Annotated in this window: 13 protein-coding genes; 10 read left to right on the plus strand and 3 right to left on the minus strand. The window is 52.3% G+C overall.

The genetic code is table 11. The features are described 5' to 3' along the window. The first annotated feature begins 59 nt into the window (after positions 1 to 59). Genes NF212_RS19520 through NF212_RS19550 form a run of 7 tightly spaced genes read left to right on the plus strand, consistent with a single transcriptional unit; the run spans position 60 to position 8,155 of the window. The gene (locus NF212_RS19520) at positions 60 to 1,478 is read left to right on the plus strand and encodes an NAD(P)/FAD-dependent oxidoreductase (protein ID WP_434362491.1); all 1,419 of its coding nucleotides are present in this window, start codon (positions 60 to 62) and stop codon (positions 1,476 to 1,478) included. Then, on the plus strand, positions 1,475 to 2,707 hold the full coding sequence (locus NF212_RS19525) for an NAD(P)/FAD-dependent oxidoreductase (protein ID WP_434362493.1): 1,233 nt from the start codon (positions 1,475 to 1,477) through the stop codon (positions 2,705 to 2,707). The genes NF212_RS19520 and NF212_RS19525 overlap by 4 nt, the downstream gene beginning before the upstream one ends. Before the next feature lie 20 nt (positions 2,708 to 2,727). Continuing rightward, positions 2,728 to 3,939 carry an ABC transporter substrate-binding protein gene (locus NF212_RS19530; protein ID WP_434362495.1) on the plus strand — a complete coding sequence of 404 codons (1,212 nt, stop codon included), beginning with the start codon at positions 2,728 to 2,730 and terminating at the stop codon, positions 3,937 to 3,939. A 2-nt stretch (positions 3,940 to 3,941) separates the two neighbouring features. Continuing rightward, positions 3,942 to 5,060, plus strand: a complete 1,119-nt coding sequence (locus NF212_RS19535; RefSeq protein ID WP_434362497.1) for an ABC transporter ATP-binding protein — start codon at positions 3,942 to 3,944, stop codon at positions 5,058 to 5,060. Then, positions 5,057 to 5,920, plus strand: a complete 864-nt coding sequence (locus tag NF212_RS19540) for an ABC transporter permease (protein WP_434362498.1) — start codon at positions 5,057 to 5,059, stop codon at positions 5,918 to 5,920. Before NF212_RS19535 ends, NF212_RS19540 begins: the two co-directional genes overlap by 4 nt. Then, positions 5,920 to 6,726: an ABC transporter permease gene (locus NF212_RS19545; protein WP_434362499.1), complete on the plus strand. Its 807-nt coding sequence runs from the start codon at positions 5,920 to 5,922 to the stop codon at positions 6,724 to 6,726. The genes NF212_RS19540 and NF212_RS19545 overlap by 1 nt, the downstream gene beginning before the upstream one ends. Positions 6,727 to 6,736: 10 nt before the next feature. Then, positions 6,737 to 8,155, plus strand: coding sequence for an FGGY family carbohydrate kinase (locus NF212_RS19550; RefSeq protein WP_434362500.1), 1,419 nt, complete (start codon positions 6,737 to 6,739; stop codon positions 8,153 to 8,155). Positions 8,156 to 8,182: 27 nt separating this feature from the next. Here NF212_RS19550 and NF212_RS19555 read toward each other — a convergent pair whose 3' ends face one another. The 3 genes from NF212_RS19555 to NF212_RS19565 are packed head-to-tail and all read right to left on the minus strand — an operon-like array spanning position 8,183 to position 9,665. After that, positions 8,183 to 8,566 carry a hypothetical protein gene (locus NF212_RS19555; protein ID WP_434362501.1) on the minus strand — a complete coding sequence of 128 codons (384 nt, stop codon included), beginning with the start codon at positions 8,564 to 8,566 and terminating at the stop codon, positions 8,183 to 8,185. Further along, positions 8,563 to 9,006 carry a GNAT family N-acetyltransferase gene (locus tag NF212_RS19560; protein ID WP_434362502.1) on the minus strand — a complete coding sequence of 148 codons (444 nt, stop codon included), beginning with the start codon at positions 9,004 to 9,006 and terminating at the stop codon, positions 8,563 to 8,565. The genes NF212_RS19555 and NF212_RS19560 overlap by 4 nt, the downstream gene beginning before the upstream one ends. A gap of 35 nt (positions 9,007 to 9,041) precedes the next feature. Continuing rightward, positions 9,042 to 9,665, minus strand: a complete 624-nt coding sequence (locus NF212_RS19565) for a LysE family translocator (protein ID WP_434362504.1) — start codon at positions 9,663 to 9,665, stop codon at positions 9,042 to 9,044. A 301-nt stretch (positions 9,666 to 9,966) separates the two neighbouring features. Here NF212_RS19565 and NF212_RS19570 point away from each other — a divergent pair, with 301 nt between their 5' ends. The 3 genes from NF212_RS19570 to NF212_RS19580 all read left to right on the plus strand — a co-directional run bounded on the left by NF212_RS19570 (position 9,967) and on the right by NF212_RS19580 (position 13,665). Then, a complete protein-coding gene (locus NF212_RS19570; RefSeq protein WP_434362506.1) occupies positions 9,967 to 10,710 on the plus strand; it encodes a glycerophosphoryl diester phosphodiesterase in 744 nt (247 codons plus the stop codon). 53 nt (positions 10,711 to 10,763) lie between these two features. Next, positions 10,764 to 12,050: an MFS transporter gene (locus tag NF212_RS19575; protein WP_434362508.1), complete on the plus strand. Its 1,287-nt coding sequence runs from the start codon at positions 10,764 to 10,766 to the stop codon at positions 12,048 to 12,050. Positions 12,051 to 12,474: 424 nt separating this feature from the next. After that, positions 12,475 to 13,665 carry an extracellular solute-binding protein gene (locus NF212_RS19580; protein WP_434362509.1) on the plus strand — a complete coding sequence of 397 codons (1,191 nt, stop codon included), beginning with the start codon at positions 12,475 to 12,477 and terminating at the stop codon, positions 13,663 to 13,665. Positions 13,666 to 13,672 lie beyond the last annotated feature (7 nt).

Raw genomic sequence — 13,672 nt, forward strand, 5'->3', positions numbered from 1 at the left:
TATAAATTGACCATGTTGTAAATAAGTTGTTAATACCACCTTCTGTAACCGGATGGCCTATGAGACCTGATGTTGATGTCGCAATAATCGGGGCCGGCGTTGTCGGATGTGCAGTAACTCGTGCACTGACCCAGCTCGGCCTGCAAACCGCTTTGATTGAAAAAAGCGGCGACATCCTTGAGGGTGCCAGCAAAGGCAACAGCGCCATCCTGCATACCGGGTTTGATGCTCCGGCAGGCAGTATAGAGCTTGATTGTGTCCGGCGCGGGTATGCGCTTTATGAACAACTCCACCGGTCTTTCAACCTGCCGCTGCTGCGCTCCGGCGCACTGGTTGTAGCCTGGGACGAAACCCAGGAAGCACAGTTGCAGGACATCCTTACAAAGGCACACAACAACGGCAGTACAGACACGGAAATCATTGGCCGGGAAAAGCTTTTTGCCATGGAACCCCACCTTAGTAAAAAGGCCAGGGCCGCAGTCCATGTTCCCGGTGAAAGCCTGATTGACCCTTGGTCTGCACCTTTGGCTTACCTGCGCCACGCCATGTTGAACGGCGCAAAACTGGTTCTTAACAGTGAAGTCTTGGGCGCACACTTTGATGGCAAACAGTGGTCGCTAAAATTGCCCGATCAGTCATTAACGGCATCCATTGTAGTCAACACCGCAGGTTTATTCGGTGACAGGGTCGAGGGTTTTAACCGACCGTCGCCCTTTGAGATCCACCCCCGAAAAGGGCAGTTTGTGGTTTTCGACAAGGCGGCCAGTTCCCTGGCTAACGCGATTCTCCTGCCTGTTCCCACTCCGGTGACAAAAGGCGTTGTGGTTTGCCGGACAGTGTTTGGCAACCTCCTGGTTGGCCCAACCGCCGACGAGCAGTTTTCCCGCACCGATGCCTCTGTCCACAAGACAACACTGGATACCCTTATAGATGAAGGGGATCGGATTATCCCCGGCCTGAAAAACTACGGTGTCTCCGCCTGCTACGCAGGAATCCGGCCTGCCACACAATACAAGGACTACCAGCTGGAAGCCGTGCCGGAACGGAACTGGATAACGGTGGGCGGTATTCGCTCTACCGGCCTCACCGCCGCACTGGGGATCGGTGAAAAAGTCGCTGAGATCTACCGCGAACATTTTGAAGACAGGGAAAACGGGATTCCGTTTTTCAACCCTGTTGCCGAGTCCGACGCTTGTGTGCCAAACCTTTGCGAATATAAAAAGCGCCCGTGGCAAGCACGCCATAACGGCATTGTCTGCCACTGCGAAATGGTTACCCGAAAAGAAATAGAAGAAGCCCTGAGCAAGGAGCCCGCTGCTAAAACACCCGGCGGGCTGAAACGCCGGACCCGCGCCATGATGGGCCGCTGCCAGGGTTTTTACTGCAGTTGGAAAGTGGCTGAAATTACCGAAGGAAAGCTTTCCCCCTCTTTGTCAGCAATGCCGGACGGCACAGCAAAGGAGGGCAAAAGTTCATGAACTTCAAACTTCCTCCGGTATATGCCGATGTGGTTATCATTGGCAGCGGGCCAGCCGGGCTCTCCGCCGCTACCCAGCTTAAGGCGCTTGGGGTGCAGCGCGTTGCCGTTATGGAACGGGAAGAGGTCGCAGGCGGAATTCCGCGACATTGCCCGCACTACACGTATGGCCTGCGGGAGTGGGGGCGTTTGATGGATGGCCCGGGCTACGCGAAAACCCTCGTCAAAAAAGCGCTTCAGGCAGGTGTCGATATCTTCACCGGCACGTCAGTGACCGACATTGATGACAATGGGACAGTCACGGTATCCACAAGGGAAGGAATCCTTCAGACCGAATCCAAGGCAGTTTTGGTTGCCACCGGAACACGGGAAAGCAGCCGTGCACAGCGGCTGCTCTCAGGAACCCGGCCGACCGGTGTTTACAATACCGGCGCGCTTCAGCAGTTTATTTACCTGGCAAACCGAAAACCTTGCAAGCGCGCTGTTATCCTCGGCAGTGAGCTCGTCAGCTTTTCTGCCCTGCTAACGCTCCGCCATGCGGGCATTGAAGTCGCAGCAATGGTGGAAACCTCTCCATCATCCCTCTGCCCTTACCCTGCGCACTGGATGCTGAAATTAATGGGTATCCCGTTTTATACCGGGGCACATGACCTCTATATCAACGGCCACCCTACGGTCACCAGCGTCGATTTCGCCCATGAACAAGGAGGCCAGAACATCGCCTGTGACGGCGTCATCGTCTCCGGGCAGTTCCTGCCGGATGCGGCATTGCTGCAAAAAGCCGGGGTAACCCTATGTACCGGCTCCGGCGGACCGTCTATTGACCAGTACTGGCGTACCAGCAACCCGCGGATATTCAGTGCGGGGAATGTTATCCACCCGGTAGATACCGCCGGGGTTGCCTTCCGCGAAGGGCGTCAGGCCGCCTTTGCCATCAAAGATTATCTCGATATGCAGCTTCCCTCTGCGGCAACGGCAACAGCTGTGACGTGGAATGAACATGTGAAGTATTTCTACCCGCAACGCCTTACCGGTGAACTCGCCCCGGCCAGTTCACTGATGGGGAAACTGCGGGTGGCTGATTGGAGCAACACCCGGCTGCAACTGCTACAGGGAGACACCCCTGTTTGGCAGCGCAGCCAGCAAATGGTACCGGAGCGCAGACTGTCTGTGCCGGTAAACAGGTTAGTCCCGGGCGAGCAGCCTTTTACAGTCAAGGTCGAGCCCTGAACCGGACAAGGAGCAAAAGGATGAGCAAAAACGGAAACAATGGAACCCCGAAACACGGAGGCCTGGACGGTGTTTTCAGCCGCCGCGATTTCATCAAGACCACGCTCAAAGGTGCCGCTGCCGTGACGGCAATGCGCACCCTGGGCCCGTTTATCAGCAATGCTGAAGCCGCCACCCTACAACTGAACTGGCTTGGCTGGGAACACTACAATGTGAAGGAACTGACCCGCCAATTCGAAAAAGATCACGGCGTGAAGGTCAATGCCGGGTTCTTTGACGGCAACTCAGAGGCTTACAACAAACTGCGCGCCGGTGGCACTAAAGATTTCGATCTGGTCATGGCAGACGGATTCTGGCCCCGCCTGTACGCCAAACAGGGTCTTACCCAAGCTGTGGATTACAGCAAACTTGGCAACCTGCAATACGTTTTCCCTGACTTCCTTGCGCCTAACTATATGTTGCTACAGGAAGAAAACGGAGACCGCAACATTGCTGCACCGAACTGTTGGGGCGGCTATGGCTTTACCGTCAACATGGACAAAGTCGCAGAAGAGGATGCAACGTCTATTGGCCTGCTGTTCAACGAGAAATACGGCCGCCACTTCTCTACCAGCGCCCGCTTTGAGGAAAACATCGCCCTTGCCGGGATTCTGGTTGCCCACCGAATGGGTACGATCAATGCCCCTCGCCCGGATGGTAAACCCTTCAACCCTTACGTACTGACTGAAGCTGAATTGCAGGAAGCCAAGAAGCTGCTGATCAAGCAGAAGAAACTGCTGGTTACGCGTTGGAACGACGAAGATACCCTTGAGCGTTTGCTGCGCTCTCAGGTTGTCTACGCATCCCCTGAATGGTCCGGCATCTACCGCCGTATCCACTTCGACCGTCTGGAAGGCAAAACCGATCTCAACATGCGCCATATCCTGCGCCCGGATGAAGGTGGCCTGGGGTGGGTTGATACCTGGTGTATTACTTCCGGTGTTACAGACAGCGAAAAACTGGAACTGGTACACAAGTGGATCGACTGGCGACTCAAGCCTGAAAACATGGCGATTATCGCCACCGACGTTGGCTGGGCGCCGACTGTGGATGTGCGCAAGCTGATCCCTGAGAAATACGTCGACACCCTGTTCCTGAATGAAACCTCTGCCATCAACGGCCTGTACCAGTTTGATGCACCGTCCTCTCCGGAGCTTTGGGAGCGGATTTGGTCAGAAGTTGAGGCCGCATAAAGATGACGATGACCATGCTAAAAGACGCTGTGCAAGACAGAGCCAAACCGTTGGTAAGCCTGAAAGGAATAACCAAAACCTTTGGCAGTTTCACCGCCGTTGACCATATCGATGTTGAGATTGGGCAAAACGAGTTCTTTGCCCTGCTTGGCCCGTCCGGCTCTGGGAAAACCACCCTGCTCCGCATTATTGCCGGGCTGGAAAAACCGGACAGTGGAAGGCTGATCATCGGCGATGACGATGTCACAGACCTTCCCCCGTACAAGCGTGGTATTGGCATGGTCTTCCAGGACTTCCTGCTGTTCCCGCACCGCACGGTGGCAGAGAACATTGTCTTTCCGTTACGGATGCAGGGAATGGCGAAAGAGGAACAGGATAAACACCTGGCATGGATCGTCGATCTGGTCCGCCTGACCGGCCTGGAGCAGCGTTACCCGCACCAACTTTCCGGCGGGCAGAAACAGCGGGTTGCCCTTGCCCGGGGGTTGGTTTCACGCCCCCGTGTGCTGCTGCTCGATGAACCACTTGCCAACCTCGACCGGGAGCTTCGCAAGGAAATGGAAATCGAAATCCGCCGTTTCCAACAGGAGCTTGGCATCCCGTTTATCTACGTGACCCATAACCAGGAAGAAGCCCTGATCATGAGTGACCGTATGGCGGTGATGCAATCGGGCAAATTTGAGCAGGTTGGCGACACCTACTCACTGTATGATGCCCCGGAATCAGCCTTTGTTGCCGGTTTCCTGGGTGCGACAAACCGGCTCAGTGCCATGTTTACCCGGACACTGGACCGCACGTCCACTGCCAGTGTGGGTGACAAGTCTTTGCGGGTTACAGCCCCGGATGGGCTAGAAGTTGGCAGCCCGGTTACGCTGTATGCCAAGAGTGAAAGCCTGAGCGTGGACTCCACTTCATCCGGGAACAGCCTGCCCGGGAAGGTAAAGGACGTGATCTTTAAAGGCCAGTACTCGGATGTTGTCGTCACCCTGTTGGCCGGGGATGAAATTGTCGTCAGTACTGCCCCCAAAGAAGCACAGAATATTAAACGCGGACATGATGTCCATGTGAGCTTCGACCCGGCAGCAACCTTTGCTTTCCTGGCAGAAGGAGAGGCGGGATGACACAGCGAAAAGCCTTTTGGTTCCTGGCATTGCCGGGGGCACTTTTCCTCGTGCTGTTTCTGGTGCTCCCGTTGATGTCAATTGTGGTGTTCAGCTTCTGGCGCACGGAAAGCTACACCCTGATTGCAGACTGGAACCTGGACAATTACGCCGTGCTGCTGGGGGAGTCCACCTACTGGGTATTCCTGCTGCGCTCACTTGGGATGGCAATTTGTGTGTCGCTGGTATGCCTGCTCTATGGCTGGCCGGTGGCTTATTTTATTGCCTGCCACGGCGGCAAATACCGGCTGGTAATGTTGTTGCTGACTTCCGCGCCGTTTTTTACCGGCATCATCCTGCGCATTACAGCAATCCAGCAAATTCTGGGGCCGATTGGTGTGCTGAATATGGTGCTCAATACCTTCGGATATGAACCGATTGAAGCACTGATGTACTCCAATATTGCGTCCGCCATCGGGCTCGTTTACCTGTGGATGCCGTTTATGGTGCTGTCGGTTTACCTCAGCCTGCAGAACTTTGATTTTGGCCTGCTGGAAGCTGCCAAGGTTAACGGTGCCTCCCCCCTGCGAGCCTTTTTCGAGGTTACCTGGCCCCTGAACTGGATGGGCACAGCGGTCGGCATCATCCTTGTGTTTATTCCCACCCTTGCCGCCAGCGTGACGCCGCGTTTCCTCGGTGGCGTCAACGGTGCGATGTTCGGGAATATCCTCGCCAACCAGTTCGGTGCTACCGGTACATGGGCGCTTGGCGCTGCGATGGGTGTAGTGCTGTTTGGTGTCAGCCTGATTGTTATCGCCCTGCTCTGGCGCAGTATTAACCTCAACCGCACCGGCTACACCGGTCAACAGGGAGAAGCATAATGAAGTTACCTTCTCTTTCTTCAATGAACGGCGCGCTGATGCTGGGGCTACTTTACACCTTCCTGTATGCGCCCATTCTGTACATCGTTTACCTGTCCCTGATGGAAAACAGCGTCTGGCCGTTCCCACCCACATGGACACTGGAGTGGTATGTAAACCTCGCCGACATGAGTGATTTCCACCACGGCTTGCTGAACAGCCTGCTGATTGCCATTGGGACAATGGTTGTTTCCGGTATCTTTGCCGTATTGGGAGCAACTGCGGTGCTGAAATACCGGGCAAGGGGCCGGGTATTCATTGCTGCACTTTACCTGTCACCATTGTTTATTGCCCACGTGCTGATCGGGATTTCCACCCTGATGTTTAACCGGGGCGTACTGAATATGCCCGGCAACATCCCGACAGCCATAATCGCCAACAGCACATACTGTGTTGCAGTGGCGTTTCTGGTATTGCTCGCACAGCTCGCACGCTATGACTGGCGGTTGGACGAAGCAGCAACCGTGTTTGGTGCCAGCCCTGCACGAACCTTTATGGAAGTAACGCTCCCAAATATCTGGCCAGCACTTTTCGGTGCAGCGACCGTTGCGTTTATCCTGAGTTTCAATAACCTGGAAATCTCTTTTTACAACCTCGGGGCTACCCCTACCCTGCCCACCATTGCCTGGGGAACGCTCCGGCACGGCATTAAACCCGAACTCTATGCACTGGCGTCACTGGTTAATGCCTTTATTTTCCTGTTGATGGTCGTCCTATACTCACTATTGCGGAGCGGTCGCCTGAAACTCGACCCCCGCGACCAATAAGGAAGCAAGGATGCGCGTACTGGCTATTGATCAGGGAACGACGGCAACAAAAGGTCTGGTGCTGAACCACAAAGGACACATTGAGTCTGTCACCACCCTCGACCACCAGCAGTTCTACCCGGCACAAGGCTGGGTGGAACATGATGCAAGGGAGCTACTGGATAACGTGCTGGCTCTCGCTGCTGCACACCCGGAGGTTGATGCCATCGGGCTGGATAACCAGGGGGAAACCGTGGTGGCCTGGGACAGGTTTACCGGGGAACCACTGTCACCGGCGATAGTCTGGCAGGATACCCGCACACAACCTGAGGTTGATGCCCTAAAAGCTGCAGGCCATGAAAACGACATTATTTCACTGACAGGCCTGCCGTTGGACAGCTACTTTTCAGCGTCTAAAATCGCGTGGTTGTACCGAATTATTGGCAATGCCGCAGATCTGCTGGCAGAAGGCCGATTGTGCATTTCCACCACTGATGCTTTTTTCCTGCATCACCTGGCCGGAAATGGTGTTACCGACACCACAACCGCTTCCCGAACCTCGCTGATGAACATCAAAACAGGACAGTGGGAAGAGAGTTTGCTGTCATTGTTCGGTGTACCACAGGGAGTGCTGCCGGATATCGTCCCCTCATGCGGTATTATCGGGTATTTCAACAAAACCCCGGTTACGGCAGCTATCGTGGATCAGCAGGCATCCCTTTACGGGCACCGCTGCGATAAAGCCGGGGATGTAAAAATCACCTTTGGTACCGGTGCATTTGCCCTCGCCGTTTGTGATCAACTTCCCCCTCCGGATACCTTAAACGGCGTGTTGCCCACCATTGCGCTGACAACTGAGTCGCAAACCCACTATGCCCTTGATGCAGGGATTTATAACGCTGCATCAGCAGTAAACTGGTCCCGCCAATTAGGGTTGTTTCACGACTTCGATGCCATCAACAGTTTCGAAAACCGCTCAGCCATCGAGCAGGGTATTGCTTTTGTCCCGGCACTGTCCGGTCTTGCCAGCCCTTATTGGGATCGTCAGGCCGGTGCTATGTGGATTGGGATGTCACTGGATACTGAAAAGGAAACCCTTTGCCAGGCAGTTCTGGAAGGCATTGCCTTTCTTGCTGCTGATCTGGTAGACGGCCTGCAAAGGCATACTCCGCCTATCTCCACCATTTCCGTAGATGGAGGGCTCAGCAACAACCCCTATTTCTGCCAGTTTCTGGCCGACTGCCTGCAAATACAGGTTTCCGTACCCGATACCGGCGAAATAACCGCATACGGAACAGCATTGTTGGCGTTTAAAGGGATAGGGCAAGAAGTGAATGTTGCCAATGAGGGGACCGAAATCTACATTCCAAGGCCATTGGATGAATCATTAAGGACGGTCTATAAAGAGGCCGTAAGCCGCTCACTCCAATGGCATGGCACCGATGAGTAGAATTCAGTGGTTTACAGTGTAAAGGGCTTAATTACCTGTTACGGCAACTAAAGAGAAAACACCGATCAGGAGAAAAACTATCCATGAGAGGTGTTTTCCTTTGGATCCTATCAGTGCCACGAGAAAGTGAATAATGAAAACCACGCCGCTCACGACTCCGACAGCCTGAACAGGGTCATTGGCATGAACAAGGGAAACCAATACCGCCGCAAACCCACACCAGGCCACCGACGTCAAATGCCATGCAAATCGCAATGTCCTGATGGTAAATTCAGTGCCACCAAACAGCTTTGGCAGGTTATCGCGCCGAAAAAGGCGGGTGAGAATATATTTCTCCCCCAGCCAGGAATGCGCAACAGAGACCAAAACCAATAAAGCTGCTGCCAGATAAAGCAATATGTCTGAACTCACAATAGTTTCCCCATGCAAACAGAGTTATCTCGCCCTATGTATTTCCCGTACGAAGGGATTTCTTTGTAGCCCTGCCGGAGATAAAAACTGACTGCTTGTTGGTTAACCTTTCGGGTAGAAAGCACCACCTCCCTGTAACCCATTTCCTGAGCGTTTTCTTCAAGGCTTTTAAGCAATGCATACCCGGTACCGCGTACTGATGAATACATCCGCTTTATTTCACATGCCCAATCCGAGTGGTATCGAAATGTACCGCATGCTACGGGTTTGCCATCCTGATAACCAACCAGCGCGCAATCCGTTGATGCATCGAATATCTCAGCGGAATATGAGCTTTCACCTGTATCCCCGGTTAATCCCGCCAAGGTGGTGTTAAGCACCTTAACTAAATAAATGAAATCCGGGTTATCAGGCCTGATCCGGACTATTTCGAAAGCCACCGCTCTTCCCATGAAGGCGTTGGTGTGTTTACACACTACCTACTTACCGCCAGATACGCACCGGCAGCCATCATTAACCCACCGGCACTTCGGTTCAGCCGTTTTACGGCTTTCGGCGTTTTTAACATACGGGCGGCTTTGGAAGCAGAGACCGCAATCAGCATCAAGCCTGCCATCAACGCAAAAAACGTCAGCACTGTAGCTAACGCAATGTCTTGTGCGCTGAGCGAAGTGATATCCATAAAGGTAGGGAGAAAGGCGATATAGAAAAGAATCACTTTGGGGTTGGAAGCTGAAATAAGGAACCCCTGAATAAAACTGGCAATGTGGCCGCTGCGCTTCACCTGTGTTGTATCGATGGCATCCTTTGTACTTGGCAATGCAGTAAACAACCTGTAGCCAAGGTAAAGAAGGTATGCTGCGCCAACGTACCGGATGACGGTAAACACCCCGCCCCAGTTCTCAGCGATAGTCGCCAGCCCCAGACACGCAAGAATCAGGTACACAATATCGCTGATCACCATCCCTAAAGACAACATCACACAGTTGCGCGCCCCTTCCACCATACCGCGGGCGAGGACAGCGAACACGCCGGGGCCGGGAGTGATACAAAAGATAAAAATGGCAATAAAAAAGGTGATGGCACTTTCCAGGCTCATGACACAACTTCCTGTCTGATTTTTAGCCACCGTACCAACACAGGGCAATCCTGCCAATCCCTTATTGAAGAATTGTCAGTAAACCTGAATAGACTGTTTAAGCAGCGCGACAAGTTGTTCCTGACCATCCCTAACATCAAGGATACGTGACGGCCTTAACACTAATGCTGAAACAAAAGCAGAATTCATCACAATTTACGCTTAAACAAACGGTTAGACTCTCGCCCAGATGCTCGTATGAAAATAGTGGCGCATCAAAAATGCTCGTTAGAGCAGCAATCTGTATAGGAATAATAAGAATATGAAAACTGTATTTGCCCACCGTGGAATGTCTTCTCTGGCTCCCGAAAACACCCTTAGCGCATTCGCCCTATGCAGGGAAAATGGCATTAAGTGGCTGGAATGTGACGTCGATATTCTGGCAGACGGTACCGTCGTGCTCTCCCATGACGACACACTGGAACGCTGCACCAACCGTTGCGGAAGTCTTTATGATCTCACTGAGGCGGACCTGGACTCCATTGATGCCGGAAGTTGGTTCTCTGATGACTATGATGGTGAAAAAATCCCGACATTTGAGCAGTTCATCTCTCTCGTTAACGACCATGAGCTGAACATCAATGTAGAAATCAAGTCCTGCACATCCGGCTGGGAAAACACGTTGCGCCTGATTGATGGCGTGGTTAAAGGGCTGGAAAGCCTGAACCCTGAACGCGAACTTATCATTTCCTCTTTTAATCACCTTGCCCTTGCCGAGTTCAAGAAACGACGTCCCGAAACCCGCATCGCCTGCCTGTTCGAAAACGCAAACTTATGGGATGACTGGCAGTCTATCCTCCAGGCTTGTGGCGCTGAATTTATTCACCCGGAAGACAAAGGGCTGACCAAAGACAGGGTAAAAATGATGAAAGATGCCGGGTATGGCATCAACGTGTATACCGTTAACGATTTGGCACGGGCAAACCAACTGTTCAACTGGGGTGTCGACGGTGTATTCACCGACGTAGCCCAGAAGTTCCCGCGAAAATACAAACAAGATTTCTGAACCACGTATCAAAAACAACCCTGTCACTAACGTGAATTCGATTCAGGTGCCCTATGAAAAAACTGATTAGCAAAATTGGATTCGAGTCCAACAAACAGTTTTATGGCTTTATGTCCGTAGTATTTTCCGGACAGATTATCTATTCCGCCTTTGAGGCCTTCAAAGGTACGTTTTACAACCTTTTAATCAACGTTCTGAACATCGACAACACCCAGATGGGTATTCTCTTTACCCTGATCGGCTCAGCGATGTTTTTCTACATCCCTGCCGGATGGGTGAACAACCGTTTCTCGGTTCGTTCGATTTTGATGACAAGCCTGATGGTCCGCTTTGTCAGCATGATGTGGATCATCGTCTTCCAGCCAGACTTCACCATGTTGGCGGTCATTGCCGGTATCTGGGGTATGACCGACGCTGTCTTCTGGCCGTCTGTTGTTAACGGTGTCAGCCTGATGTCCGGTGAAAACAACAAAGGTATGGCATTTGGCCTGCTGGAGTCTGTACGCCGGGCGATGGAAATGAGCATGAACGCCGTGATTGTAGGCATCATGGCGCTGGTTGGCGGTTCCATACTGGTGTTCAAGGGCGCGATAGTGGTTTACACGCTGCTGATCCTGCCAATGATCTACCTGGTGTGGAAGTTTGTACCGGACAACCGTATCGACCCTGAAAATGGCGAGAACAAAAACAAAGCTGCGCTGATGGGCCTGATTCAGGTACTGAAAATGCCTACCGTGTGGCTGGCTGCGTTTACATCACTGACCGTGTACTGGACGTACATCACCCTGATTTACACCGTTCCTTACCTGCAAGCTGTATTTGGTATCTCCACCGCCCAGGCAGCGCTGTTCGGTATCATTAACACTGGTGCAATGGGCGTTGTTGCCGGCCTTATCGCCGGTTCTCTGTCAGACTTTGTGTTCAAGTCATCAGTTAAGATGATGATTTTCTCACTGGGCCTGACTGCAACCTGTTTGCTCGGTGTCATCATGTTACCGAAGACCCCAGATATGCTGTTTATGAACATTGCCCTCCTGATGGCATTTTCGTTCTGCATCTTCCTTGCCAAAGGCATCATTCTGGCTCCGGTTGCAGAAGCTGGCGTACCGAAACAAATCAGCGGTTCTGCGATGAGCGTTGGCTCATTCGCCGCATACGCTTCTGTATTCTGGGCCTATGCGCTGAATGGCTGGATCATTGACAACTTTGATGAAGTCACCGCCTACCAGACCATCTTCACTATTGGTCTGGCAGTATCGCTGACCGGTATGGCCTGCGCCGTGATGCTGGTTGGCCTGAAGAGAAAACAACGTGCTGCGGCAGCAGAGGCCACGGCATAACACTCATTAAACCCTACACACCCAAACAATATGCCACTCAATGAGTGGCATATTTATTTTTGCCTTCGGCTGTAGAACGATGTTTCCTTCAGTGGAACAATTTCGGCAGATAAATCTTCATATACAAAAATAATTTTACTGTTGGCTGAGTGTGATATGGATTTTTCAGCACTGATATTCAGTCAGAAACAACCCATCCTGCATTCAATATAATCTCCTAAATTACAACACTTTAATTCACACAAACAAAATTGAACCCACCGCAGTAAGTCAAGGCCATAATTCGCCTGAATTCTGTTTATTTAAATTCGTCCTACTTTAGAGACATCATCATTCATATAGAAAAATTAATATACGTATATAAAAGTTATTCACAGCGACACTGAATTATCACCCGGAACAGTAAACGAGTAGGATAATTGGCATGGATCGCGAACCACCCATACGGCTGAAAGGATTGGCCTGGGACCACAAACGATGTTGGGGACCGCTGGAAAGCAGCATCCCTGTATTTCGGGAGTTACACCCGAATGTGGATATTGAGTGGGACAGGCAGCACCTGAGCAGTTTTGGCGAAGGTGATCTGCAAAGCGTACTGGAACGCTATGATTTGCTGATTATCGATCACCCATTTATCGGGGAAGCCGCTAAACACACCTATTTCCACGATCTGAACAAACTTCTTCCCGCTTCCCTTATTGATGCGCACCAAACACACTCTGTAGGCGCATCGTACCGATCCTACCTCTATGATGATGCGCTCTACGCATTGCCCATAGATGCCGCGTCCCAGGTGGCGGCTTTCCGTCAGGACGTATTCGATGCCGAGTCATTTTCCGTACCGACGCGGCTTGATGAGCTTTTAATTCTCGGCGGGAAAGCGAAACGTAAAGGGCTGTACCTCGGGTTTCCAGCCATCCCGCTGGATATCATGTGCAGCTTTCTCAGTGTGACCGCTGCGATGGGTTCCCCCCTCAAAACCGGGGAGGATTTCATTCCCTATCCTGCCTATACACGGGCAGTTTCTGTTCTCCAAACCCTTCTGGAATACGCTCACCCGGACTCACATGACTGGAACCCAATCCGTTGCTACGAGCATATGGTGGCGCACGACGATGTACCCTATAACCCCTTGGGGTTCGGCTACCTTAACTATTCATCGCGCCACTTAACCGCCCCACTTCAATTTGGTGACATCGTCGCTTTTAACAACAGGTTGCCAGCACAGGGAGGACTGCTTGGCGGTGCGGGAATTGCCATCAGCCGGCATTCGAAAAATTCCGACGCTGCGGCGAACTACCTCAGTTTTTTATGCCAGCCGGATTTCCAGAGCAAGGAATACATTTTTTCCGGAGGGCAGCCCGGTTATGGGGGGGCATGGCAAAACCCGGATGCAGACCTTCAGTACAGCAACTTCTTCGCTGAAACCCTGCCTGCCACCACACATGCTTACCTGCGTCCCCGGTTCCCCGGATTTATGGATTTTTTCCGGTTCGCAACCACTGACATCGCAAAGGCAGTGCGAAAAGAAAAAGACGAAAAGGCAGTCTGGAAGAAGCTCAGTGACGCTTACCGGGATTGCCAGTCAGCAGATGCACCATCTGCAAACGGTTAAGGTTGGG

Origin of the sequence: Parasalinivibrio latis (assembly GCF_036825535.1) — a bacterium.
GTDB classification, from domain to species: Bacteria; Pseudomonadota; Gammaproteobacteria; order Enterobacterales; family Vibrionaceae; genus Parasalinivibrio; species Parasalinivibrio latis.

Bases quoted from the DNA above. Each gene is read 5' to 3' on its own strand.
- NF212_RS19520 (WP_434362491.1), top strand. From the start codon at position 60: ATGAGACCTGATGTTGATGTCGCAATAATCGGGGCCGGCGTTGTCGGA.
- NF212_RS19525 (WP_434362493.1), top strand. From the start codon at position 1,475: ATGAACTTCAAACTTCCTCCGGTATATGCCGATGTGGTTATCATTGGC.
- NF212_RS19530 (WP_434362495.1), top strand. From the start codon at position 2,728: ATGAGCAAAAACGGAAACAATGGAACCCCGAAACACGGAGGCCTGGAC.
- NF212_RS19535 (WP_434362497.1), top strand. From the start codon at position 3,942: ATGACGATGACCATGCTAAAAGACGCTGTGCAAGACAGAGCCAAACCG.
- NF212_RS19540 (WP_434362498.1), top strand. From the start codon at position 5,057: ATGACACAGCGAAAAGCCTTTTGGTTCCTGGCATTGCCGGGGGCACTT.
- NF212_RS19545 (WP_434362499.1), top strand. From the start codon at position 5,920: ATGAAGTTACCTTCTCTTTCTTCAATGAACGGCGCGCTGATGCTGGGG.
- NF212_RS19550 (WP_434362500.1), top strand. From the start codon at position 6,737: ATGCGCGTACTGGCTATTGATCAGGGAACGACGGCAACAAAAGGTCTG.
- NF212_RS19565 (WP_434362504.1), bottom strand. From the start codon at position 9,665: ATGAGCCTGGAAAGTGCCATCACCTTTTTTATTGCCATTTTTATCTTT.
- NF212_RS19570 (WP_434362506.1), top strand. From the start codon at position 9,967: ATGAAAACTGTATTTGCCCACCGTGGAATGTCTTCTCTGGCTCCCGAA.
- NF212_RS19575 (WP_434362508.1), top strand. From the start codon at position 10,764: ATGAAAAAACTGATTAGCAAAATTGGATTCGAGTCCAACAAACAGTTT.
- NF212_RS19580 (WP_434362509.1), top strand. From the start codon at position 12,475: ATGGATCGCGAACCACCCATACGGCTGAAAGGATTGGCCTGGGACCAC.